The sequence below is a fragment of the Pseudonocardia benzenivorans CB1190 genome, from assembly GCF_000196675.2.
Lineage (GTDB): Bacteria > Actinomycetota > Actinomycetes > Mycobacteriales > Pseudonocardiaceae > Pseudonocardia > Pseudonocardia benzenivorans.
Map to the genome: position 1 here is coordinate 82,230 of NC_015314.1, position 24,845 is coordinate 107,074.

The 24,845-nt window shown below is 66.6% G+C and carries 20 protein-coding genes and 3 pseudogenes; 14 read left to right on the forward strand and 9 right to left on the reverse strand.

Annotated elements, in window-relative coordinates; all coding sequences use genetic code 11:
* The first annotated feature begins 123 nt into the window (after positions 1–123).
* The 12 genes and pseudogenes from PSED_RS33965 to PSED_RS34020 form a co-directional block, all read left to right on the forward strand.
* Positions 124–1,899, forward strand: coding sequence for an acyl-CoA dehydrogenase C-terminal domain-containing protein (locus PSED_RS33965; RefSeq protein ID WP_013678742.1), 1,776 nt, complete (start codon positions 124–126; stop codon positions 1,897–1,899).
* Between the two features lie 42 nt (positions 1,900–1,941).
* Positions 1,942–2,721, forward strand: coding sequence for an SDR family oxidoreductase (locus PSED_RS33970; protein ID WP_013678743.1), 780 nt, complete (start codon positions 1,942–1,944; stop codon positions 2,719–2,721).
* 38 nt (positions 2,722–2,759) lie between these two features.
* The gene (locus PSED_RS33975; protein WP_013678744.1) at positions 2,760–3,545 is read left to right on the forward strand and encodes a crotonase/enoyl-CoA hydratase family protein; all 786 of its coding nucleotides are present in this window, start codon (positions 2,760–2,762) and stop codon (positions 3,543–3,545) included.
* Between the two features lie 22 nt (positions 3,546–3,567).
* Positions 3,568–5,679, forward strand: a complete 2,112-nt coding sequence (locus tag PSED_RS33980) for a 3-hydroxyacyl-CoA dehydrogenase NAD-binding domain-containing protein (protein WP_013678745.1) — start codon at positions 3,568–3,570, stop codon at positions 5,677–5,679.
* A 114-nt stretch (positions 5,680–5,793) separates the two neighbouring features.
* The gene (locus PSED_RS33985; protein ID WP_143771199.1) at positions 5,794–7,116 is read left to right on the forward strand and encodes an MFS transporter; all 1,323 of its coding nucleotides are present in this window, start codon (positions 5,794–5,796) and stop codon (positions 7,114–7,116) included.
* Complete coding sequence (locus PSED_RS33990) at positions 7,113–7,565, forward strand: MaoC family dehydratase (protein WP_013678747.1); 453 nt, start codon at positions 7,113–7,115, stop codon at positions 7,563–7,565. Before PSED_RS33985 ends, PSED_RS33990 begins: the two co-directional genes overlap by 4 nt.
* A 20-nt stretch (positions 7,566–7,585) precedes the next feature.
* Complete coding sequence (locus PSED_RS33995) at positions 7,586–9,493, forward strand: AMP-binding protein (protein WP_013678748.1); 1,908 nt, start codon at positions 7,586–7,588, stop codon at positions 9,491–9,493.
* A gap of 116 nt (positions 9,494–9,609) precedes the next feature.
* Entirely contained in the window at positions 9,610–10,833 is a 1,224-nt protein-coding gene (locus PSED_RS34000; protein WP_013678749.1) for an acetyl-CoA C-acetyltransferase, read from the forward strand.
* Positions 10,834–11,021: 188 nt separating this feature from the next.
* A complete protein-coding gene (locus PSED_RS34005; RefSeq protein ID WP_013678750.1) occupies positions 11,022–11,312 on the forward strand; it encodes a transposase in 291 nt (96 codons plus the stop codon).
* Positions 11,309–12,199 (forward strand): IS3 family transposase, encoded by an 891-nt coding sequence (locus tag PSED_RS34010; RefSeq protein ID WP_013678751.1) that lies wholly within the window; start codon positions 11,309–11,311, stop codon positions 12,197–12,199. Before PSED_RS34005 ends, PSED_RS34010 begins: the two co-directional genes overlap by 4 nt.
* A 104-nt stretch (positions 12,200–12,303) precedes the next feature.
* Complete coding sequence (locus tag PSED_RS34015; RefSeq protein WP_013678752.1) at positions 12,304–12,480, forward strand: hypothetical protein; 177 nt, start codon at positions 12,304–12,306, stop codon at positions 12,478–12,480.
* 45 nt (positions 12,481–12,525) lie between these two features.
* Positions 12,526–12,988: pseudogene (locus PSED_RS34020) on the forward strand (IS110 family transposase); the annotation flags it as partial.
* Positions 12,989–13,226: 238 nt separating this feature from the next.
* On the opposite strand, the gene PSED_RS34025 reads toward PSED_RS34020, so the two are convergent.
* The 6 genes from PSED_RS34025 to PSED_RS34050 all read right to left on the reverse strand — a co-directional run bounded on the left by PSED_RS34025 (position 13,227) and on the right by PSED_RS34050 (position 19,901).
* The gene (locus tag PSED_RS34025) at positions 13,227–14,525 is read right to left on the reverse strand and encodes a hydroxyacid-oxoacid transhydrogenase (protein ID WP_013678753.1); all 1,299 of its coding nucleotides are present in this window, start codon (positions 14,523–14,525) and stop codon (positions 13,227–13,229) included.
* A 59-nt stretch (positions 14,526–14,584) separates the two neighbouring features.
* Positions 14,585–15,727: a class I adenylate-forming enzyme family protein gene (locus PSED_RS34030; protein WP_325176150.1), complete on the reverse strand. Its 1,143-nt coding sequence runs from the start codon at positions 15,725–15,727 to the stop codon at positions 14,585–14,587.
* 164 nt (positions 15,728–15,891) lie between these two features.
* Positions 15,892–17,517: an FAD-binding oxidoreductase gene (locus PSED_RS34035; RefSeq protein WP_013678754.1), complete on the reverse strand. Its 1,626-nt coding sequence runs from the start codon at positions 17,515–17,517 to the stop codon at positions 15,892–15,894.
* 50 nt (positions 17,518–17,567) lie between these two features.
* Positions 17,568–17,738, reverse strand: a complete 171-nt coding sequence (locus PSED_RS34040; protein WP_158511367.1) for a hypothetical protein — start codon at positions 17,736–17,738, stop codon at positions 17,568–17,570.
* Positions 17,739–17,776: 38 nt separating this feature from the next.
* Positions 17,777–18,919, reverse strand: coding sequence for an Nramp family divalent metal transporter (locus PSED_RS34045; RefSeq protein ID WP_083845522.1), 1,143 nt, complete (start codon positions 18,917–18,919; stop codon positions 17,777–17,779).
* A 208-nt stretch (positions 18,920–19,127) separates the two neighbouring features.
* Positions 19,128–19,901: a FadR/GntR family transcriptional regulator gene (locus PSED_RS34050; protein WP_013678755.1), complete on the reverse strand. Its 774-nt coding sequence runs from the start codon at positions 19,899–19,901 to the stop codon at positions 19,128–19,130.
* Positions 19,902–20,007: 106 nt separating this feature from the next.
* Between PSED_RS34050 and PSED_RS34055 the strand changes: the two genes are divergently transcribed.
* A complete protein-coding gene (locus PSED_RS34055) occupies positions 20,008–21,129 on the forward strand; it encodes a CaiB/BaiF CoA transferase family protein (protein WP_013678756.1) in 1,122 nt (373 codons plus the stop codon).
* A 519-nt stretch (positions 21,130–21,648) separates the two neighbouring features.
* Entirely contained in the window at positions 21,649–22,170 is a 522-nt protein-coding gene (locus PSED_RS34060; RefSeq protein WP_013678757.1) for a gamma carbonic anhydrase family protein, read from the forward strand.
* Between the two features lie 325 nt (positions 22,171–22,495).
* Here PSED_RS34060 and PSED_RS34065 read toward each other — a convergent pair.
* The 3 genes and pseudogenes from PSED_RS34065 to istB form a co-directional block, all read right to left on the reverse strand.
* Positions 22,496–23,057 (reverse strand): annotated as a pseudogene (locus tag PSED_RS34065) (transposase family protein); the annotation flags it as partial.
* Positions 23,058–23,211: 154 nt separating this feature from the next.
* Positions 23,212–23,460: a hypothetical protein gene (locus PSED_RS34070; RefSeq protein WP_013678758.1), complete on the reverse strand. Its 249-nt coding sequence runs from the start codon at positions 23,458–23,460 to the stop codon at positions 23,212–23,214.
* Between the two features lie 141 nt (positions 23,461–23,601).
* Positions 23,602–24,391: pseudogene (gene istB, locus PSED_RS34075) on the reverse strand (IS21-like element helper ATPase IstB).
* Positions 24,392–24,845 lie beyond the last annotated feature (454 nt).

Genomic DNA, 24,845 nt, shown 5'->3' on the forward strand with positions numbered 1-24,845 from the left:
GAGCGCCTGGTGCGTCCTGTCGGAGAAATCCGACAGGGACCCCCGCCGTCTTCCGACTCCGGCACGGGCACCGGTCTTCACAGAATGAGCGCACCGCCACGCGCTATCTGGAGGACAGTGTCGATGACTTACCACCCGCCGTTCCGCGACATGCGTTTCGCACTACACGAGGTCCTCGACACGGCATCGGTGCTATCGTCGGCCGGGATCGAGATCGATCGCGACACGATCGACGGTGTCCTCGAGGGCGCCGGCGAGATCTGTGCTCGGGTGATCGCCCCGCTCAACGGCCCCGGCGACGTGCAGGGTGTCCGGCGCGATGACGAGGGTGTGCACACCCCGGACGGGTTCCAGGAGGCCTACGAGCGCTACGTCGCCGGCGGCTGGCCGTCGGTCGACGCCGACGAGCACCACGGTGGTGGCGGCCTCCCGCTCGTCGTCGGCTCCCTGATCAAGGAGATGCTCGCGTCGGCCAATCCCTCCTGGGCGCTCTACACCAGCCTGTCTGCCGGTGTGTACCGGTGCATCAACGCCAACGCCGACGAGGAGCTCAAGCAGGCGTTCCTCCCGAACCTGGCTTCCGGGCGCTGGACCGGCACGATGTGCCTCACCGAACCGCACTGCGGCACCGACCTCGGCCTGCTGACCACCCGGGCGGTCCCCCGCGGCGACGGGGCCTACCGGATCTCGGGCACCAAGATCTTCATCACCTCCGGTGATCACGACCTCACCGACAACATTGTCCACCTCGTCCTGGCGCGCACACCCGATGCACCCGCGGGTACCCGTGGAATCAGCCTCTTCGCGGTGCCCAAGCGCCGGATCACCGACGACGGCGAGCCCGGGCCTGCCAACGGGGTGCATTGCGACGGCCTCGAGTCGAAGATGGGGCTGCACGGCAGCGCGACCTGCGTCCTGCGGTTCGATGACGCGGTCGGCCACCTCGTGGGCGAGGAGAGCCGGGGCCTGGCCGCGATGTTCGTGATGATGAACGGTGCACGTCTCGGCACCGGCGTGATGGCCCTCGGTGTCGCCGAAACGGCGGGCCAGGCGGCGCTCGCCTTCTCCCGGGAACGACTGCAGTCGCGGGCCCCCGGGTCGCTGCACGACCCGGCACAGCCGGCCGACCCGATCATCGACCAGCCCGACGTCCGTCGCATGCTGCTGACCCAGCAGGCGTGGGTGGGCGGGTCCCGCCTGTTCCTCTACTGGCTCTCGCTGCAGACCGATCTGCGCCGGGAAGCGACCGACCTCGGGGTTCGGGTGCAGGCCGACGACTTGCTCTCCCTGCTCACCCCGGTGGCCAAGGCCTTCGTCTCCGACCGGGCGGTCGAGGTCTCGTCCTTGGCGATGCAGGTGCTTGGCGGCGCGGGGTACATCACAGACAACGGCGTCGAGCAGTCGCTGCGCGACGCCCGGATCCTGCCGATCTACGAAGGCACCAACGGGGTGCAGGCGCACGATCTACTCGCTCGCAAGGTCATTGGTGACGGTGGGCGCCGGATGAAGCAGCTCCTGGAAATGGTGTCCCAGTTCACCGACCGGATCGCCGGGACGCCCGAGCTCGCGCCGTTCGGCACGGCACTGTCCACCCTGACCGAGCAGATCCGCGAACTGAACACGGAACTGATCGCCGGGGCCGAGCAGGACGAGCTCCGCGTGGGCACCAGCGCGGTCGACTATCTCGACCTCGTGGGGCACTACCTCATCGCCTGGTTCTGGGCGCAGGCCGCCGAGACCGTCGTGACGCTCGGCGACGCCGCCACCGCATACCACGAGCGCCAGCTCGCCCTCGCGCACTTCTACATCGACAAGATGCTGCCCACCACGGCTGCCCTGGTGCTGCGCGCGCGGTCCTCGACCGCGGTGCTCATGAACCCGGCCGCGATCGCCGGCTGACCACCCGTCCGTCCCTCCCCTCATCACCACGAAGGATTGACCATGAGCATGGCTACTGACCTCTTCGGCCTCGACGGACGTACTGCGCTGGTCACCGGCGGATCCCGTGGGCTCGGTCTGCAGATCGCCGAGGCCCTGGGCGCCCAGGGGGCCCGCGTCCTGATCAGTTCGCGCAAGGCCGACTCCCTGGAGAGCGCCCAGGAACACCTGTCCGGGCTCGGCGTGAAGGCGGAATGGATCGCTGCCGACTGCAGCAAGGAGGACGAGGTGGTCCGACTCGCCGAGGAGGCGGTGGAGCGCCTCGGCACGGTCGACATCCTCGTCAACAACGCCGGCGCCACCTGGGGAGCGCGCACCGAAGACCACCCGCTGGCCGCCTGGGACAAGGTGATGAACCTCAACGTCCGCTCGCTGTTCCTGCTCTCCCAGCAGATCGGGAAGCTCTCGATGATCCCGGCCGGGTCCGGGCGCATCCTGAACCTCGCCTCGATCGCAGGACTGCGCGGCAACGGCCCCTCCTCGACCAAGACCATCGCCTACAACACCAGCAAGGCTGCAGTCATCAACTTCACCCGCGCCCTGGCCGCCGAGTGGGCGCCACACGGCATCAACGTCAACGCACTGGCGCCGGGCTTCTTCCCCTCGGACATGACCCGGGGAACACTCGCGAACCGCCTCGACCAGGTCGTCGCGCGCGTCCCCCAGGGCAAGATCGGTGACGGCGAGGACCTCAAGGGCGCGGCACTGCTGTTCACCAGCGACGCCGGCAAGCACATCACCGGGCAGGTGCTCGCGGTCGACGGCGGCGCGACCGCGATCTGACCGGTCATTCCCACGGCAACGACGCGAGGAGTATTCCGATGAGCGACAGCACCCCCGGCGCGGTCACGATGCGGCGCGACGGCCGCATCGCCGTCATCACCGTCGAGAACGAGGCGAAGAAGAATGCATACACGCCCGAGATGATGGAGCAGCTCAGCGACCACCTGACGAGTTTCGAGGAGGACGACGAACTCTGGGCCGCGGTCTTCTGCTCGGCCGGCCAGGACACGACCGCTGGCCTCGACATGCCCAAGTTCTTCGGCCCCAACGCGACCGCGAAACCACGCGACCCGGCGAAGGTGGACCCGTTCGGTCTGGGTCGCCAGTGCACAAAGCCGGTGATCGCCGTCGTCCAAGGCCTGACGTTCACGGTCGGCATCGAGATGATGCTCGCGGCCGACATCGTCGTCGCCGCCGATACGGCGGTGTTCCAGCAGCTCGAGTCGAAGCGTGGCATCGCGCCCATCGGTGGCGCCCACTTCCGCTACCTCACTCGGACCGGCTGGGGGAACGCGATGTACCACCTGTTCCTGTGCGACCGGTTCGACGCCCAGGAAGCGCTGCGCTTGGGTTTCGTGCAGGAGGTCGTCCCGTTCGGCCGGCAGATCGACCGGGCGATCGAGCTAGCCCGCGAGATCTGCACCAACGCACCGCTGGGCATCCGTGCGACCAAGGTCGGTGCCAGGGCCTTCCTCGAGGCCGCGGAGCAGGCAGCCGTCGACCAGATCCCGACAATCCGGGAGACGGTGATGAGTTCCGAGGACTGCAAGGAAGGCATCCAGTCGTTCATCGAGCGCCGCGACGCGGTGTTCCAGGGCCGTTGAGCCGGCACGAGCGGAGATAGCCATGCCACCGATCACCCACACCAGCGAGCTGTCCTCCACCGTCCACTACGAGACCCGGGGCGACGTCGCCGTCATCCGGCTGACCAACCCCCCGGTGAACGGCCTGGGTGACACGCTCCGCACCGGGCTGGCGGCAGGTATTGCCGCAGCTGCCACCGACGACGCGGTCCGCGCCGTCACCCTCGTCGGCGAGGGCAAAGGCTTCTGCGGCGGCGCAGACCTGCGCCAGTTCGGGACCCCCGCAGCGACGGCACAGCCGACCGTGTCCGAGGTCCTCCAGCAAATCCGTGACCTGGCCAAGCCCGTCGTCGCCGCCATCCACGGATTCGCGCTCGGCGGTGGCTACGAGCTGGCCCTGGTGTGCAGCCACCGCATTGCGCACCGGGACGCCACCATCGGCCTGCCCGAGGTCGACGTCGGCCTGCTGCCGGGTGCCGGCGGAACCCAGCGCCTGCCCCGCCTCATCGGCACCGACGCGGCGCTGGAGCTGATCCAGAACGGCACCACCGTCCCGGCTCCGCGTGCCGCCGAGCTCGGCATGATCGACGCCTGCGTCGACGACGACGTCCTCGACGCCGCCCTGGCCTACCTCGACGACACCGGCGTCGCCGGAGCGCAGCCGCGGCTGGACGACCTCCCACCGCCGGCCGCGGGGGACGCGGACTTCGCGGCCGCCCGCCGACGGGTCCGTCCCAGCACCCGCAACGGCGTAGCCCAGCTGGCCGCGATCGACTGCGTGGAGGCGGCCACGCAGCTCCCCATCGAGGAGGGTCTTCCGCTCGAGCGCGCGAGCTTCCTCCGACTGCTCGAGAGCACCGAGGCCAAAGCTCTGCGTCACACCTTCTTCGCCGAGAAGCAGGCCGCCAAGGTCTTGGACATCGATCGGTCGGTGCAGCCCAGGCCGGTCGAGCGGATCGCCGTGATCGGCGCCGGAACGATGGGCACCGGCATCGCGATGGCGTTCGCGAACAGCGGCCTTGCCGTCGATCTGATCGAACAAGACCGGGCGGCGCTCGAGCGCGGCATCGAGCTGGTCCAGCGCAACTACGAGGCGACCGCGGCGAAGAGACGTCTCGACGCCGTCCAGGTCGAGCAGCGGCTCGCGCTCATCACCCCGAGCCTGGATCTGGACGTGGTGGCCCAGGCGGACCTCGTCGTCGAAGCAGTCTTCGAGGACATGGCCGTCAAGAAGGACGTCTTCGCGAAGCTGGATGCCATCGCCAAGCCCGGTGCCGTGCTGGCATCGAACACGTCCCGTCTCGACATCGACGAACTCGCCCGCTCGGTGTCGCGCCCCCGGGACGTGATCGGGCTGCACTTCTTCAGCCCCGCCCACGTGATGAAGCTGCTCGAGGTGGTCCGCGGTGAGTCGACCGCCGACGACGTCATCGCGACGAGCATGGCCGTGGCCCGCCTGATCAACAAGGTGCCGGTGCTGTCGAAGGTGTGCGAGGGCTTCATCGGCAACCGGATGCTCACGCCGTACCGTCGTGAGGCGGATTTCCTGCTGGAGGAGGGGATGACGCCGGAGCGGGTCGACCGGGCCCTGGAGACGTTCGGCCTCGCGATGGGGCCGTTCCGCATGTCCGACCTCGCCGGCCTGGACATCGGCTGGGCCGCGCGGAAGCGACTGGCACCGACCCGGGACACTAGCCTGCGCTACTCCCGGGTGGCCGACGTGCTCTGCGAGGCCGGCCGGTTCGGCCAGAAGACCGGTGCCGGCTACTACCGCTATGCCGAAGACAGCCGGAAACCGGTCGCCGACCCGGTCGTGGAACAGATCATTCGGCAGTGCGCCGAGGAGGACGGCGTCGAACGCCGTGAGATCACCGATGCCGAGATCGTCGACCGATGCATGCTCGCGCTCGTGAACGAGGGCGCACGGATCCTCGGTGACGGCGTCGCGCAGCGGGCCTCAGACATCGACGTGGTGTACATCGACGGGTACGGCTTCCCCGCGTATCGGGGCGGTCCGATGTACTACGCCGAGACCCTGGGGCTCGCCGAGGTGCTCCGTCGCATTCAGACGTTCGAGGCCGCGCATGGTGCGTACTGGGCCCCGGCCCCGCTGCTGGAGCAGCGAGTGGCCGAGGGCAAGGAGTCATTCGACTGATCTGTTACGGAAACCGGCGTCGCCCTGCCTGCTGAGAGCAGTCGCGGCGCCGGTTGCCACCACCGCTCGCCATCGGGACACATCGTGGTCTCCCTCCGGAAGGACCGGATTTCTGTGGCTATCGAACACGTCGCGGAAAGCGCGGAAAGTACCGAGCAGGCGCCCCCGCGCCACAGCGGCATCACGGCCTGGTCTATGACCGGTGTCGTCATTCTGCTCTACATGATCAATTATGCCGACAAGGCGGTGTACGGAATCATCGCCCAGCCGCTCGCGCGCGAACTTGGCTTGACGGCCGCGCAGATCGGCATGGTCGGCAGCCTGTTCTTCCTGATCTTCACGCTGGGCGGTCTCACCTCGGGCCTGCTGAACCGCTGGCTGGGGCTCCGGTGGGCCCTGCTGGCCCTGGCGATCGTCTGGTCGGCGGCGATGCTACCGGTCGTCCTCGCGGCCACCCTCGCCGCGCTGATCGCCGGCCGGATGCTCCTCGGGCTCGCCGAGGGACCGAGCTCGGCACTCATGCATGCGGCGGTTTACTCATGGCACGCGCCGGCCAGGCGCGGCTTCCCCAGCGCCCTGCTGCTCAGCGCAGTCTCCATAGCGAAGATTATCTTCGCTCCGATCCTGACCTGGGTGACCGTCTCCTACGGCTGGCGGGCAGCGCTGATCACGATGGCTGTCCTCGGACTGGTCTGGTCCGTGCTGTGGCTGGCGACCTGGTCCGATGGCCCGTACACCGCCCGTAAGCACGACGCGTCGGCGTCGGACGCAGCTCCGTCGGTGCGCTGGACCTCGATCTTCCGGGCTCCCACGTTCGTCTTCGGCTCGCTGCTGTTCATGTCCTACTACGCGTTGCAGACCGTGATCCTCACCTGGCTGCCGTCGTACTTCGAGCTGGGCCTCGGATTCTCCGCCATCGAGGCAGGATCGATGTTCGGCATCCCCAGCCTGGTCGCCCTCGCCGTCATGCTGACCGCCACGCGCCTCAGTGACCGGATGGTCGCCCACGGCGCCACCGTGCGGAAGGCCCGCAGCGTTCTGGCCGCCGGCGGGGTGCTGGTAGGTGGGGCCGTACTGCTGTTCGTTCCCTACATCGGCTCCCCGATGGCCGTGGTTGCGTTGATCTCCCTCGCGTATGGCATCGCTTCCGTGGCCGCGCCGCTGCTGAACACCGCGGTGTCGGTCATCTGCCCGCAGCAGCAGCTGGCCGGCACCCTCGGTGTGTACATGGCGATCATGGCGGTCGGGGGAATTTTCGCCCCGTGGCTCGCCGGCGTCATCGTCGACAACGCTGCTTCGCCGGCCGATGGGTTCGCGCTGTCGTTCCAGATCCTCGGTGCCGCCTCGGGTGTCTTCGCGGTCCTGGCGCTGCTGTTCATGAGACCCGACCGCGACCGGGATCGTCTGCTCGGTGCGAAGAAGGAGGACCTGGCATGAGGCTCCTCACCGGAATTGTCGACCTCGAACAGGCCGTCGGCACCCATCTCGGCTACAGGGACTGGCACCAGATCTCCCAGGAGCAGGTCGACCTGTTCGCTCGCGCCACCGGGGACGACCAGTGGATCCACGTGGACCCGGAACGAGCAGCCGCAGGGCCGTTCGGCACGACCATCGCACACGGGTTCCTGACCCTGTCCCTGCTGCCGTACCTGATTCAGCAGGTCTACCGCGTCGACGGACTCAGGATAGGCATCAACTACGGCGCCGACTCCGTGCGGTTCCCGGCCATCGTCCCCGTCGACTCGTGGGTCCGAGCAGGCGTCGAGCTCCTGCACGTCGAGCGGGGCACCTCCGGATCTCGGTGCCGCAGCAAGGTCACCGTCGAGCGTGCGGGCGGCGGCAAGCCGGTCTGCGTCGCCGAGACCGTGGCCCAGCTCGTCGAGTGAGAATAGAGGAGAGCACTGCGATGACCACAGTCCGCGTCGAGGACGTCACCGGACCGGTCCCGGAATACTGGGAGCCGGTCGACCTCTCCAGCCGCGAGCTCATCGACGAGTACGAACGCACCCCCTTGGCGGCTCGGGGCCTGCCCTCGAGCGTGTACGACTACATCCGCGACGGCGCCAGGATCGCTCCACAGCGAACCGCGCTCCTCTACGTCCCGGACGCGCACGACCCGGACTCCGCGGTCCACGTCAGCCACGCGGAACTTCTCCGGAAGATCACTCAGGCGGCCAACCTGTTTGGGGATCTCGGCGTGACCGGAGACGATCCCGTCTCGATCCTGACCGCGGGAGCCCCGGAGCCGCAGGTCGCCTTCTGGGGTGCCCAGGCCGCCGGCATTGCGAACCCGCTGAACTGGATGCTCGATCCGGACATGCTCGGCGTTCTGATCAGCACCGTCGGCTCACGCGTCCTCGTCGCCTTCGGCGGCGACGACGTCACCGATCCTTGGCCGAAGATCGACGCGATCCTCGACCACGCACCCTGTGTCGACACCGTGATCCGGGCCGGCGGTGCCCGCACGGGCCACGCCCCTCGCGGGGTCCGGTTCCTGCAGCTCGAGGACGAGCTCGAGCGCTACGACGGGGAGACGGTCGGGGGTCCCCGCGAGATCGGCTGGAACACGGTCGGCGGCATCTTCGCCACTGGCGGCACCACCGGAGCACCCAAGCTCGCGAAGGTGACGCACGGCGGGCAGATCTACGCCAGCTGGGGCTCGGCCATCTCGCACCAGGTGCCCGTCGGCGTCGTTCGCTTCGGCGGGTCCCCGATGTTCCACGTTCACGGCCTGGCCATCACCCAGCTCACCGCGCTGGCGCTCGGCGGAACGGCGGTCCTGCCCACCTCGGGCGGCTGGCGCGGCCCCGGTGTCGTCGACGAGTTCTGGAACCTCGCGCAGCGCTTCGCCGTGGACAGCGTGCCGCTCCTGCCCACGATTGCGAACCGCCTGGTCCAACGGCCAGAGGCCATCCCTGCGCACCACCCGATCGAACGAGTGACCAGCGGATCCGCCCTGCTGTCCGCCGAGATCGCCAATCGGTTCCGGCAGCTGACCGGGCTCGCGATCAGAGAGGGCTATGGCCTCACCGAAACGTCGGGGGCGGTCGTCTCCAGCCCACGCGGTATGGTAACGGTCACGGGAGCCGTGGGAATGCCCATCCCGTATACCCAGGCACGGGTGGTCCGCACGGACGAGGACGGCAAGCTCGTCGCGTGTGCACCCGGCGAGTCCGGCGTCCTGCACCTGCGCGGCCCGGCGGTGTTTGCGGGATACGTCGATCCTGCGCAGGACGACGGCGCGCTTCTCGAGGACGGCTGGCTCGACACCGGCGATCTCTTCAGCGTCGAGGAGAACGGCTTCCTGCGGATCACCGGGCGTCTCAAGGACGTCATCATCCGTGGGGGTCACAACATTGATCCCGCTGCCGGGGAGGAGGCCCTGTTCGCCCACCCGCGCGTTACAGACGCCGCCGTGGTCGGCATGCCCGACACCGATGCAGGCGAGGTGCCGGTTGCCTACGTGGTGCCCGCTCGGGGCGCCAACCTCGGCCTGCCCGAGCTCGCCGAGCACACGCGGCACCGGGTGCGGGAGAGGGCCGCCCTGCCGCGGGAGTACATCGTTGTCGACGAGCTGCCGAGGTCCCCGATCGGCAAGGTCGCGAAGAACCGGCTGCGTCTCGACGCGACCAGCAGAGTCTTCACGCGTCTGCTCGACGGCGCGGCGCTCGTGGGGCGCTACGAGCTGACCGCCGAGGACCACGGTGCCGCGGGCATCGTCGTGGACGTCCGGCTGCTCGACTACGACCACTGCTCGGCCGAGCGTGCGCGAGCCGCCCTTGCCGCCCTCACCGTCCAGCACCGGATCCACTGACACCCGACCACGCACCGGAGGCGTACGCCGATGACCACCTGAGGCTGCCGTCTACACCAGTGCCAGTGCCTTGATCGGTGCGGCCGAGACCGCCATCACGAGGAAGAACTCCACGCATGCCTGAAGCAGTCATCGTCGCGACGGCCCGCTCCCCGATCGGACGAGCCGGCAAGGGATCTCTCCGGGACGTGCGGCCCGACGACCTCACCGCCCAGATGGTCACCGCGGCCCTCGACCAGGTTCCCGCCCTCGACCACACACAGATCGACGATCTGATGCTCGGATGCGGCCAGCCCGCGGGCGAGGCCGGCTATAATATGGCGCGCGTCGTCGCCGTCCTGGCGGGACTGCTCGAGGTGCCCGGCACCACCGTCAACCGGTACTGCGCATCCAGTCTGCAGACCACACGGATGGCCTTCCACGCGATCAAGGCCGGCGAGGGAGACGTGTTTATCTCGGCCGGAGTCGAGTCGGTCAGCCGGTCGACGGCGGCGGGACGGTCCGACGGCCTGCCGGACACGAAGAACCCTCGCTTCACCGACGCGCTCTACCGCACCGAACGTCGCGCCCAGGGCGACGCCGAGACCTGGCACGACCCACTGCAGGACGGCCTCCTCCCCGACGTCTACATCAGCATGGGCCAGACCGCCGAGAACGTCGCACAGCTGATGAACATCAGCCGCCAGGAGCAGGACGAGTTCGGGGTCCGCTCGCAGAACCTCACCGAGAAGGCGCAGGCCAACGGTTTCTGGGAGCGCGAGATCGTGCCCGTCCCCCTCCCCGACGGCACCCTGATGAGCCGCGACGACGGCCCCCGGGCCGGTACCACCCTCGAGGCGGTCTCCCAGCTGAAGCCGGTCTTCCGGCCGGACGGGATGATCACCGCGGGCAACGCCTGCCCGCTCAACGACGGCGCGGCCGCGGTCGTTGTCATGAGCGACACCAAGGCCAAGGAGCTCGGCCTCACTCCCCTGGCCCGGATCGTGTCCACCGGGGTCACCGGGCTATCGCCCGAGATCATGGGCCTCGGCCCGATCCGGGCCACCCGCAACGCCTTGACCACGGCGGGAATGTCCATCGACGACATCGACCTCGTTGAGATCAACGAGGCCTTCGCGGTGCAGGTACTCGGGTCGGCCCGCGAGCTGAACATCCCGCTGGAGAAGCTCAACGTCAACGGCGGCGCGATCGCAGTCGGACACCCGTTCGGCATGACCGGAGCCCGCATCACAACCACACTTATTAACTCCCTGCAGTTTCACGACAGGCGGTACGGCCTCAAGACCATGTGTGTCGGCGGAGGCCAGGGCATGGCCATGATCCTCGAGCGACTCGTCTGACTGTGGATCTGCCAGCCCGGAGATGGTGTGGTCACCCGGACCGACCCGGACGCGCCGGGCGGTTCCGGGGTGTCGGTGTCGCTGGTCGACCGGGACACACCCCCCAGAGTGCACCTGGCTACACGGACACCCACGGCAGCAGTGAGGTTCCCCCGAGACCGCGGAGGCATCAGCTATAAGGGGTAGCGATGCCAGAGATCCGCAAAAAGTACGACCGGGAGTTCCGCGAGGGTGCGGTCCGGATCGTCGAGGAGACCGGGAAGTCGATCGCTGCGGTCGCCGGTGACCTGGGGGTCAACGAGGGCACCCTGGGCAACTGGTGCGCCCGGGCCCGGGAGGCCCGGGAGGGCACCGAGGGCCTGTCCAAGGGCGACATCGACGAGCTCAAACGGCTGCGGGCGCAGCACGCCGAGCTGCGGATGGAGCGCGATGTCCTCAAGCGATCCGTGGTCCTGTGGGTGAAGGAGGCGACGAAGTGAGCGTGGCCCGCTTCATCGCCGACCAGAGGACCAACTACCGGGTGCCGCACACGATCGCCTGCGCCCTGCTCGGGGTGTCGCTCTCGTGGTTCTACAAGTGGATCTCCCGGACGCCGACGCCGACCGAGCAGCGCCGCGCCGAGGTCGACGCCGCGGTCGCGAAGGCGTTCAAGGATGTGAAGGGGCTGCACGGCTCGCCCCGGCTGGTGGCCGATCTGCGCGAGGCCGGCTGGATGGTCTCGGAGAAGACCGTGGCCGACTCGATGCGCCGTCAGGGCCTGGTGGCCCGGGTGATCCGGCGCCGCAACGGGCTGACCCGGCAGGACAAGAGCGCGCCGAAGTTCCCCGACCTGCTCCGCCGGGACTTCACCGCATCGGCGCCCAACAGCCGCTGGGTGGGGGACATGACCGAGGTCCCGACCGCGGCCGGGAAGCTGTACCTGGCCACGGTGATCGACCTGTACTCCCGCCGGCTGCTCGGCGCGGCCACCGGCCTGCACCCCGATGCCCAGTTGGCCTGCGACGCGATCACGATGGCCGTGGCCGCCCGCGGCGGCGCCGAGCACATCGCCGAGGTCATCTTCCACACCGACCGCGGCTCGACCTACACCGCGGACAAGTTCACCGTGCTGTGTCGCCGGCTGCAGATCGGCCAGTCGATGGGCCGGGTCGGATCGTGCTTCGACAACGCCGCTGCTGAGGCGTTCTTCTCCAGCCTCGAGTGGGAGGTCCTGTCCCGCAGCGAGTTCGCCGGCGTTGCCCAAGCACGCGCCGTCGTGATCGACTGGTGCTACGGGTTCTACAACCACCAGCGACGGCACAGCGCCGCCGACGGTCAGTCACCGATCAACTACGAGATCGCCACTCTTAAACGAGAAGCGGCATAGAGAAGCCCTCCACGATCTCGGGGGAACCACAGCAGTGTCCATGTCGTGGGCGAGCGGGTGGTGGGTCTAGACGGTATGAGAGCCGGCGTTTCCTCCGCGGCTTGATGATGATCGTCGTTCGTCGCAGGTCAAGGTCGTTCGTCCTCGCTGCGCTGCGGGCGCTGCACCTGGACCTGGTCCTCGTCGACGATCTCTTGGCCGGGAGCGAGGCTGCGGCCAGCCGGGTGATCTGGGACGGCGGCGTGACCGGGAAGTGGGGCTGGGGCCTCGCTCACATGTGAACGTGGGTTGCCGACAGGAGTGGGTCCTGGCCGGTAGAGCCACAGATGTGGGAGGCTCCAGTGAGCGGGAATGATACGAGTATCGGGCTGGACGTGCACGCACGCTCGGTCGTGGCGTGCGGCCTCGACGGGCGGACCGAGGAGCTGTTCGAGCGCCGCCTGACCCCGGATCATGGCGAGATCGCGGCGTGGATCACGTGCTTCCCGGGCCGCTCACGGTCACCTATGAGGCCGGCCCGACCGGGTTCGGGCTCGCCCGATTCCTGGCCGGGCAGGGCATCGACTGCCAGGTGGCGGCGCCGTTGAAGCTGCAGCGCCCGTGCGGGGATCGGGTCAAGACCGACGTGATGCCCGGCACCTGGCCCGGCTGCTGCACCTGGGCGAGATCGTCGCGGTCACGGCGCCGAGCGTGTCCCAGGAGGCCGCATGAAACCTGGTCCGCTCCCGCGAGGACACCCGCGGTGATCGGGTGCCGGCCCGGCACCGGCTGTCGAAGCTGCTGCTGCGCCCGCTCGCATGTCCCCGGACACCCCCGGTCACACGGCCCTGACCAACCCTTCGGAACTACGCCCGCCCGAGGCGACACTCGGGCACTCGTGCTGTCCGGAACCCGATAAGCGATCCCTGACGACCAACTCCGATCGGAGTAGGTCGGCTCTCTGACTAATCAAGAATCGGGTCTGACAGCAAACGGAGGGAAGAGACGCAATACGACCCCCGCCCCCCGAGCTCCGCACGCTGGACGCTTACCACAGACTCATCGACCGGGTGAAAATCAAGGCGAGGTCCTCCTCGCGAACATCGCGAGGTGCAGCTGCCAGTACCCGCTGCTGCATGATAGCGCCTTCTACAAGGCCATCCACGTCGTCGCTGTTATAGCCCACGTCACCGACTCCATTGGGAATGCCAACATCGCGCATAAGTCGAGTCAACACTTCCGGCAGAAACGAACTCAGATCGTTCGGCTTGTCGGTCTCGGGCGAGAGCAATGCCGCTGCACGCAGATGGCGCTCCGGAGCCGTCTCAAAAGTGAATCGGAATGCCTCGGGGGCGGTGAGCGCCACCGCCATGCCGTGCGGCACCATAGGAATGCTGTCCGGATAGTCCTTCGGGCGAAAGTCCTTGACTCGACCTGCAATGGGGTAAGCGTTGGCGTGCGGGATGTGCACCCCAGCATTACCGAAGCCAAGTCCAGCAAACGTGGCGGCGAGTGCCATCGACGCACGGGCGTCCTCGTCCTCGCCGTGTTGCACCGCACGACGGAACGACGTCGCCATCAGCGTCAATGCCTTCTCCGCCCACATGTCAGACACCGGGTTAGACCCGCAGTACGGCACCCGTTCCTGTGGCTGCTTCCTCTGATACGAGGTGTAGGGGCGAGCAGTGAAGCTCTCCAGCGCATGGCAGAGGATGTCCATGCCAGCTGCTGCAGTGACACCGGATGGCTGAGTGACGGTTAGACCGGGGTCAACCACTGCAAGGCGCGGTCGCAAAGACGCATGACTAATCCCGGTCTTCACCTTCAGATCAAGCACGTCGAGAACACAAATGGTAGTGCTCTCGCTGCCCGTTCCCGTCGTGGTCGGGACCGCGACCAGGGGATTGAGCGGGTGATCGGGGGATTTGCCCTTCCCGATCGGGACGTTCACGTAATCCATCAGCTCGCCGGGGTTGGTCGTGAGCAGATTGACCGCCTTGGCGGTGTCGATGCTCGAACCGCCACCGACTGCGACGAACGCGTCCCACGGGCCGGATTCGCGGGCATACTCGATGGCCTGCACGAGGCTAGCGTCGCTAGGCTCGATGTGTACCCCGTCGTAAACGACCGCCTCAATATTGAACCCTCGAATGCCCTCCGCCACGCGTTGAGGGATTCCTGCCGCCGCGACGCCGGAGTCTGTGATCACGAGGACCCGCTGTGCACCCATCCGGCTAAGGTCGTAACCGATTTCATCGGCCGCACCTGGGCCGAACTTCAACTGAGGCGCGCCGTACGTAAACACTGCCTCGGGGTTGGCCGGCTGGTACTCAAGTTGCGTGCTCATTTCGTACTACCTCCCGACTGCCAATGTGGCAGCGCTATCGTGACAAACCGTAGTCACACTTACGAATCTTGCATTGCGATGCGGTCTCGGTAGTCCGTAATCAACTGCTTTCGGTCAATCTTATGTGACCCCGTCATGGGAAACGGCGTGCACCGAATCTCGATTCGCTTAGGCACCTTGTAACCAGCGACCTGCGAGCGACAATGGTCGCGCAGTTCCTCCTCGTCCACTAGAGCACCGTCGTGGACTGAAACGCAGGCGTGCACGGCTTCACCCCACTTGTCGTCCGGGACTCCCATCACAACCGCCTGCGAAACGTGAGGATAGTCGGCGAGAACAGCTTCCACCTCGGATGGCACCACCTTCTCTCCACCCGTGATGATCACATCGCGAGCACGTCCCGCGAGGTACAGGTATCCTCCGTTATCAAGATAACCTGCATCGCCGGTTCGGTGCCATATTGAGCCGTCCGCGTCGCATGTAAGTTCGGGCTGATTCCAATATCCCGCCATGAGATTGTCGCCAGCGACAGCGATCTCGCCAGATGTGCCCCTGGGCTGGACGCGCCCATCCTGGTCGACAATTCGCACCCGATTACCCGGCAGCGGGCGTCCGACTGACTTCAGGTGCACCCCCCCATTACGGTGGTCGTCCCCCGTCAGCGTACAAACATGCCCACACGTTTCGGTCAATCCGTACCAGTTAACGAACTCCGCGGCGGGAAATGCCGCCATGAGCTGTTCCAACACCGGAGGGCTCATCGGCGCACTACCGTAGCCGATCGATGTAAGACTCGGCAGTACCTCCCCACAGAACTCCGGAAGCTCCAGCATGTCACGCACAGTCGTCGCAATGAAACTGGTAGTGGTGACATTATGGCTCTTGATAGCGTGCACGATTCGTCTTGGGTCGAAGCGAGGCAGGAGCACCAGCGTCGCACCCGCCGCCGGCGCAAGGCCGAAGCCCCGAACGGACGCGATATGGAAGAGGGGTGCGTGAAGCAGAAACGTGTAGCCCTGCGTCAGGTTTGTCGGCATTGCACACTTGTAGATGTCGTTGGCTAATGCGCCATGCTGGATGACCACTCCCTTAGCGCGGCCGGTGGTGCCGCTGGTGTACATGATAAAGGCCGTATCCCTCGGGGCGGGAGCGGACGCCGTCCTCGCCGACCGCAGCGGCGAACTCAGCGCGCAAACGCGCAGGCTCCATCACAAACCTCCTGAATCGCGGTGCACCAAGGCAGACAAGGGTTGGCGCGGCCCTCGAGGCCGCCGGCGGGTCGCCTCGGCTACGGACGCCCGCCGTCAAGAAGGGGACCAGACCCTGTGAGATCCCGCATGCGGCGGCGCTGGCACCGTTCGTTGGGCTACTTGCCGTCGACGAGCACGCCCGGATTCATCACCAGTCCGGGGTCCACCGCCGACTTAGCTGCGTGGAGCGCGGAGGCGAACAGGTCCGGGCGCTGCTGGTCGTACCAGGGCCGGTGGAAGCGGCCCACGGCGTGGTGGTGGGTGATCGTGCCGCCGGCGGCCAGGACCGCCTCGGAGGCCGCTTGTTTGATCGCCGCCCACTGATGCGTCTCGGCTCCGCGCTTGGCGGGAGCCACGACCGTGTAGTACGGAGCAGGACCGTCAGGGTAGACATGGGTGAATCGGCAGGCGACAACCCCGTCCCCGCACTCTCTGCGGGCGGCCTTTGTCGTCGCTTCGACGACCCGGGCGTGCAGCTCCGGGAAGGCGCTCCAGGTGCAGGCGGTCTCGAATGTCTCCCGCAGAACCCCCATTCGCGTGTAGCCCTCTTTGTAGTAGGGCCCGCGCACGAAGAAGTCCCGCCACTTGCCTGCAGCGCCAGTGCGCGCTGCGTCGGGGGCAGATTTGCCCTGCAGCGCCTCTGCGCTCACTCGGCCACCATGATCAGCGCAGATCTGCGCGGCCCGCCGCATCCACGTGTCCATCGGATGGTCCGCCGACTCGAACGCTACGACTAGTACCGACTCGGTGCCGTCGGACGCGCCCGCGAGCAGGCTCTCGGTGGGATCAAGGAGGCGGCAGTTCGCCGGTGTAAGTCCGGACTGGGCGAGCGCACGCGTCGCAGCTACAGCCTTGTCGAAGTCCGTAAACGGCACCGACGTTCCTACCCGGAACGTCGGCCTGTCCTGCAGCCGCATCCACGCCTGAGTGATCACCCCGAGGGCGCCCTCCGAGCCGATGAACAGGCGATCGGCCGACACACCGGCACCATCGGCAGGCAGCCGTCGAGTCTGGACCGTGCCCTTTGGGGTCACCACGCGCAGGGCCTGCACGGAATCATCGATCTGCGTCAGCCCCGAAGCGAAGTGGCCGGCGGCCCGGGTGGCGACCCACCCGCCGAGGGTCGAGAACTCGAACGCCTGCAGGAAGAATCGCATCGTCAGCCCGTGCGGACGGAGCTGGTTCTCCATATCCGGGCCGAGGACCCCCCCCTGGATGAGAGCCGAGCGGGATTCGTGGTCGATCTCCAGCACCTGGTTCAGGTGACGAAGGTCGAGGGTGATGGCGCCGCGATAGTCGTCGGACACGATCGGCTCGATACCCTGGGCAACAGAGGAACCGCCACCGTAGGGGACGACCGCGACATCATTCTCGTGGGCCCAGTCCAGCACCGAGACGACATCCTGCTCGGTGCGCGGGAACGCTACGAAGTCCGGCGGATTGTCGAACTTCCGATCCAGACCGCGGGCAAAGTCGCCGAGGTTCTTACCCAGAGTGTGCTCCGCGCGTGCCCACGTGTCCGCCGCGCAGATCCCGGCGAGCGAGTCCGGCGGACTAACACGAGGCGACCGAAGCTCGATCTCCCCGATCTCCGGCGCCGGCGCCAGGTCCTGGATCGGAAAGCCAAACTTGCCGTGGATCATGCTACCTAAGGCGTGGACGTCCGCTTCGCTGATGCCAGTATCAGCGAAGCCCCACCCCCAGAACTTCCGACGCCGGTTGTCAAGATGTCCCTCGGTCATGGTTCCCCTTCTGGTAGTGCGGGTACTTTTCTGGCCCCAAACATGGTGAGCTAGCTAAGAAGATGCGGCAGCCCGGTGATTAGCCCGTACGCCGACCAGAGGCCGACGGCTCCGACAACGATAAGAATGATGTTCTCCCACCACTTATTTGTATATCCCGGCAGCATCTTCCTCTTGTCGTTGGTCAGCGCCAGTGTGCCAACGATGATCACCGGAGCCATGAGGCCGGCTGTCGCACTGCCTGCTACAGTCATGACGACTACATCAGGGAATGCTGGCAGCGCAAACAGCACAGGCACGCAGACCATAAGTACGAGCTGAATGGCTCGGAAAGGACGCGCTTTGTCGACCTGTGGGTACCTTTCCTTGTACTTCGGGAAAGACTCTGCAAACCGCTGAAGAAGATCTTCGTGTAGCCCCGCGCGTAACTGGTCAAGGAGCAGAACGAGGCCATCGCCAGCCCCAACCACAGTAGCCACGGCCCGATCGGGCCGAGCGCGAGCGACATCATCACACCGAGGTCTTCTAGCGAGGAGATCTGCCGGCCCTCGGGACGCATGACTTCGGCGGCCACGATCCAGACAGACAGATTGACCACGATGACAGCGATGACACCGGCTAGGAGGTCGATCCGCTGTAACCGCAGAAACCTCGGCCCGTGCCAGCCCTTGTCGCGAATGAACTCCGGATACATCAGGTTGCCCGCGGAGCCCCCGATGGCCCCGATTATCGCGGCCGCGACGAGGAGCGTGGCGAACGCTCCGCTGTTCGGCGGGCGAGAGAAGGCGAGGCCGTGGACGATCTCGCCAGGGTCCGGCTGCGAGGCGATGGCAGCGTAGAGGAACGTAATCACCAGGATGGCGACCTTGATCCGCGCGATGATCTCCAGGATCGAATAGGCCTTCGGCCGACTCAGCACCAGCCACGCTACCGCCGCCACCAGTAGCGTCCACAGGAACGGACCCCAGGTGTCGCCGCCGAACCCCAGGAAGATGTGGTGCAGTGCGCTGCCCACAGCGACGACCATGTAGGTCTGCAGGATGAACCCGCTCAGCAGCGCCAGGGACCCGACGATCACCGGGAGTTTGCTCCACAGAGCACCGAAGCCAGCGATGACCGTCTCGTCGCCGACAGAGTTGCATAGCCCGTACTTCGCAATCGCGCTCGTGAAAAAATACCGACTGATGAGCGCCAATGCTAAGGCCCACATCAACGAGTAGCCGTAATTTGCGCCGGACACCGCTGAGTCGACGAGGTCACCGGCGCCCATCCAGGCCATGCTGACCAGGAGCCCGGGCCCGACGCCCTTGACGTAGTCCTGCCATCGCCGTGGTGGGGTAGCGCCGACACCTTCGCGCCTACCTATCCCATTTTGGGCGGCATTCGAGTCGCTCACTGCCATGGGAGCGCCTCCTCTGTGGTGTTCGTCGGTTGCGGAAGGCCCGCCCCACCTGGGGACGCGAACTGCACGCCAGTTGTCGACGACGGCGGGTGCTGGAGCGCAGGGACTGCCGTGTCAGGCCCGACCGCTTTGGTCAGGCCATCTTCGCGCGACAGCGACGGTATGACCTGAACCACGAACGCGCAAGAGAAATTTCGAATAACGGTCTTCAGCTTCCACGATGCGGAATCCCACGCCTCGAAGCGTCGACGATGGCCGGATGCATGTAGCCGAGGTGGTGGTGCAGCGCCTCTGCGGCAGCCTCCGGCCGAGCCGCGGCGATGAAGGTCAAAATCTCGCGGTGCTGAGCCCGCAGGTCTGCCGCCACCTGCTCCCACGGACCCAGCGCCTGCATCGCGTCGAGGCGGTGGCGCTCCACGGCGTCTCGCAGGGCGCCGGCCAAGCATCCGAGTAGGCGGTTCTGGCAGGTCAAGGCGATGCCAGCGTGAAAGCTCGAGTCGAGAGCGTTGAAGCGGGCGCGGTCGATCCCTGGTCGCTCCATCTCTTCCAGCACACCCTCAAGCTGCTGAATGTCCTCCCGCGATGCCAGGACCGCTGCCTCGCGGGCCGCCCACTGCTCCACCATCAGACGCGTCCTTACAACCTCGGTCTCGGTGAAGTTGCTCAACGCGATGTGGAGGCGAAGCATGCTCGTCAGCGCGTCGGAGGGCCCGCTCGCCAGCGCGGCCCCAGACTCTGGACCAGCCGTCGTGCGCTCAGCGAGAACGCCGATGGCTCGCAGCGATCGCACCGCTTCGCGTACGGACGCTCGGCTGACGCCGAGCATGTCGGCGAGCTGCCGCTCTCCCGGGAGGCGGTCACCACGCTGGAGGCTTCCGTGCCGGATCAGCGCCTCAATGTGGTCGATGACAAGTTGGTGGGCGCGCGCACTGCTGCCGCGCTTCGCACTCGGGTCGGGGTCCGGAACATCTTGCGTCGCCACCCGAAGGAACATACGGTACGTAACCAACGTTGATGGTCTGACCATAAGGTTGATGATGACGCCGACTAGCACTTCGTGGGGACAAACGAGGCAGGACTCTTCCAAGATGGGAAGTCTCGAGGGAGTTCGCGTCCTCGACCTGTCACGGATCCTTGCCGGACCATACCTGACCATGTTATTGGGCGATCTTGGTGCGGACGTCATCAAACTCGAGCGTCCCGAAGGAGACGACACACGCTCCTGGGGGCCGCCATTCGTCAACGGAGAGGCGACCTACTTCTGGAGTGCGAACCGGAACAAGCGGTCGGTCGTTCTCGATCTGCGTGATGATTCTGATCTAGCGGCGGCGCTTGAGCTCGCTGCCACAGCGGACGTCGTCGTGGAGAATTTTCGCCCCGGGGTCGCCGAGCGACTCGGGTTGGGATACTCGCAGGTCCAGAGACACAATCCCGGCGTCGTCTACTGCTCAATCTCGGCATTCGGTGACGAGCCTCAGGCCAGCGATCTTGCGGGCTACGATCTCCTCGTCCAGGCAGTTGGCGGCCTGATGAGCATCACCGGGACCGAGGAGAGCGGGCCAGCCAAAGTGGGGGTCGCCCTGGTCGACGTCCTCGCGGCGTTACACGGAGCTGTCGGCGTCCTTGCGGCGCTGCGGCACCGGGAGGCGACCGGGCAAGGACAGCGTGTCGACGTGACGATGCTGCAGTCGTTGCTGGCCAGCATGGTCAACCAGTCCTCGGCTTACCTCGGCACGGGTGTCTCCCCGGGGCGGATTGGCAATCGCCATCCGTCGATCGCGCCCTATCAGACATTGCGCAGCAAGGATGGCTCGATCGCCTTGGCCTGCGGGAACGACAAGCAGTTCCGATCGCTTGCCAGAAGCCTACAGCTGTCGACTCTGGCCGACGATCTGCGATTTCACACAAACGCAGATCGTGTCGCGCACTGCGACGAACTCATCGAAATCCTAGAGTCGCGATGCGCAACGATCCCCAAAACTGACCTTCTCGCGTTGCTGCGAGATGCCGGAGTCCCGGCCGGTCCGGTAAATTCGATCGGAGACGCGTTCGAAATGGCAGAGCAGCTAGGCCTGGACCCCACCCGGATGCTGAGCGTCGGGGATCGCAGTATCCCACAAGTCACTAATCCGATTCGTCTCTCGGTCACTCCAGTTCGCTATCGGCTCCCGCCGCCAGTTCTGCCCGCGCGGGGACCGGCCCGAGACTAGGTACGGCCGCCCGGCGGACCCATCAAGGTGTTCTGACATAATGGTGATGGCTAGCTGGCGACACGCCACGAACGGGAGCTATCGTCGGCGATCGGGACCAGCAAGATGTGGTCGGCTCGACCAACTGGGTTCGGTCAAAAAGGACTCCCGACGGCTGCTATGGCCCTCCGCTCTCCGCCTGGCACCTGCACCAGGCTCAACTCTACATGGGCTCGGTCGCGCAGTGCCAGTTCCCGGCCGATGTCCGATGATGCGCACGTTGAGCGTTGCCAAACCTTGATTCCGGTCCAGGGGCAGCTACGACCCAGCTCAGCACCTAGCATTACGATTTTGGCAGTAGTCTGGCCACCAGGCGGTCCACAGTTATCAAGCCGCCCGCGTTTCCTCCTCCTGCCGGGGGAGACATCACTCCAAGAGTCGATGCTCATTGCTCAGATCCGCCAACGCTCGCCTCTCTCGCGCACTCGTTTCCATAACCCGTATGATCGCGGAGCCCGCGGTAAGGAATAAACGATCCGAATGTCAAACCTGTATACTTGCAACGGCTACTCGCCCGCTATCGCCGACACAGCATGGGTCGCGCCCACAGCGACGCTGATCGGCGAAGTTCTGGTCGGAGAAGGTTCCGGCGTTTGGTACGCCGCCGTGCTCCGCGCCGACGAAGACTTTATCACGCTCGGCGTCGGTAGCAACGTGCAAGACGGCTCTGTGATCCATGCCGACCCCTCCTATCCGGTTCGGATTGGCGACGATGTAAGCATTGGCCACCGAGCAGTCGTTCACGGTGCAACAGTGCAAGATTCGTGCCTTATCGGAATGGGTTCTGTAATTCTTAATGGAGCGGTCATCGGGCACGGATCGCTTGTGGCCGCGGGGGCAGTCGTACTTGAAGGCGAGGAAATTCCTCCAGGATCGCTTGTGGCCGGGACGCCGGCGAAAGTCCGTCGTGCGATAGATCCAGATGGACTCTCATTGATCCGGAAAAATGCTCAGAACTACCGCCGACTACTTCGCCTTCATCAATCTGCCAAGGAACTCTGACGCAACGCCCTTGCGAGTGACGAACGTGCAAGGAACTGCAACGCTTCCCAGTAAGGTGATCTCAACGAGAAAGCGAGATGGTGCGGAGCGACACGGGCATCCTGGATGACCCGGATGGTGTTGGTGTGGGCGTGGGGTCCTCGATAGGGAGGTTCTCTTCCAATGCTCGACGTGCCCCGCGAACTCATCGAGCGGGTGGACCCGCCTGCTACGCGCCGAGCGCCGGCGGCGCGGCAACCGGGCGCCGCACCCGCACCTTGAGCTGCCGGCGAGAAGCTATCCTGGGGCTGGTGTGGTTCCGCAAGCACGAGGAGATGACCGGTGCCCGCTGCCGGGTTCGGTATCTCGCAGGCCCGCCGCCTACCGCTACCGCGATGATGTGTGCGTCGTAGCCGAAGATCTCGAGCAGGTCGCGAGTCTTGCCCGAGTCGTAGCCGCGGTTCAGGTGCATGCTCGGGCACTCGGGGAGCGGGCCGATCATGTCGCAGACTCCGGCCAGGGTCGGTACGAGCAGCGGTGAATCGTGATCGCCTGCGCGGGCGGCGATCAGGTGCAGTGGGATCCCAGCACCGCCGGCAGCCACGGAACACTTTTGTGCCCTGTTTGCCCCGGTCGACCGGTCTGCGCCCGGCAACCTCGCCTCCGTACGGTGCCTTGGTGATCGCGCCGTCCACGGACAGGTCCTCGAGGTCGAGGCCGATCATCCGGTCGTAGGCGGCCAGTGCGCGGCGCAGCTGGGCTTGTCCGACGCCGACCCGGGCCCAGTCGTCGAGGTGACGGCGGATGGTGCGGTCCGAGCAGCCCGGGCCGGCCAGGCGTTCGTAGCTGCTGCCGTGCACCAGCGCGGCGATCACGTGCCCACCACTGACCGGGTCCGCCGCACGCTGCATGGGTCGCAGCGTGCCTTGGTCGACGACGAGATCCGCGGGCTCGCGCTGCGCGACGGTTCGCAGCGCTGGCCCTGGGTCAGGGTCGAAGGCAGTGACGTCGACGTGGTCGGCCCGGTGGCTGTGTCAACCCAAACTGGCCCCCGGCGGGGGGCTATTGCTGTTCTGGCCCGTCGAAGAATCGCTCGCCGTCGTCGCCGAGCAGGAAGGTGAAGCGGGCGAGGTCGGCTTGGAGGTCGGCGAGGCTGTAGCCGCCGCTGGTGAACCGACGCAGCGACCCGGCGAAGTCGGCGGTGTCTGTGCTGTCGAGCCAGTCGCCGAGGAAGGCGAGCATCTCGACGAGTTCGGCGGCATCGCCGGCGTCGAGCCGGATCGGGCCGACAGATTCGCGGTTGTCGGACATGGGGCCCGACTCTAGGCCCGCCCGCGACGAGCACCGCGCAGATCACCTCTCCGCGCGGCGAGCCCGGGGCGGGGCGAGCGGGGAGCCGCAGGAGTTTTCAGGGACTTTTGATCTGCTGCCAATGTGGCAGTGCGGCCAAACTCAGCCGCCTGCGGCAGCGCGTTGAGCCGTGGCGTGGGCCAGGCGGTAGGAGTCGGTGCCGGTCTCGATGATCAGCCCGGCGAAGGTCAGGCGGTCGATGGTCGCGGCGCAGAGCTTCGGGTCGGTGGAAGGTGCCGGTCCAGCCGGAGAAGGCCTGGTTCGAGGCGATGGCCACCGAGTTGGTCTCCTCCCGTTCGGTGAGGACCTGGAACAGCATCTCGGCGCCACGGCGGTCGAGCTGCATGTAGCCGAGCTCGTCGATGCAGAGTAGATCACCGCGGCCGTAGCGGGCGATGGTCTTGGCCAGTTGGCGTTCGTCGGCGGCTTCGACCAGCTCGTTGACCAGTTTCGTGGCCAGCGCGTATTTGATCCGGAAGCCCTGTTGCGCCGCAGCGGTGCCGAGTCCGATCAGCAGGTGCGACTTGCCGGTCCCGGAGTCGCCGATCAGACAGAGTGGGTCGCCCTTGCGGATCCACTCACCACCGGCGAGGTGATGAATGGTGGCCGGGTTGACGTTCGGGTTGGCGGCGAAGTCGAAGTCCTCGAGCCACTTCTCCCGCGGGAATCCGGCGGCCTTGACCCGGCGGACCAGGCGACGACGGTCGCGGTCGTCGCACTCGGCCGGCAACAGCTCGGCCAGGAACCCGCGGTAGGTCAGCTGCTCATGCTCGGCGCCGGTGACCACATCGTCGACGCTCGAGCGGATGGTGGGCAGTCGCAGCGTCCGGCAGGTCGCGCTGCGCCACGACCACGGTTCGGTCGCTGACCAGCTGCGTGGACAGACCGGCACCGACCACAGCACCTGCCCGGAGATCAGGTCGACCGCGGCGGTCAAGGCTCCGTCGGTCGCGGCCACGGTAACGATCGCGGTCTGGTCGACCACACCGGCCACCTGCGCGGCGAACCCCCTCGGGCGCTCGGCGGCCCAGCTCCCGGTCAGCGGCGATGTTCGGGTCGGGGTAGGCCACGGCCCTCCCGCAGGTGTCCTTGGCCGGCTGCCCTACCGGGCCTGACGTTCGTTCGACACCGGACGCCGTGCCGATTGAGGCGGGCGCAGTCCGCTGACTTGGCATGAAATTGGGAGTTGTCGGCGTGTCCGGACCTCAGCCCGGAGTGCCATCCGGCACGATCCGGGGCTATGACCCGGCGTAAGGATCCCCGAGGGCGGCCCTCGATCGGCCAACCGGAACAGGTCTGGGGGCGCGTGAGTGAAGAGGTACGCGACCAAGTAGAAGACCTCTCAG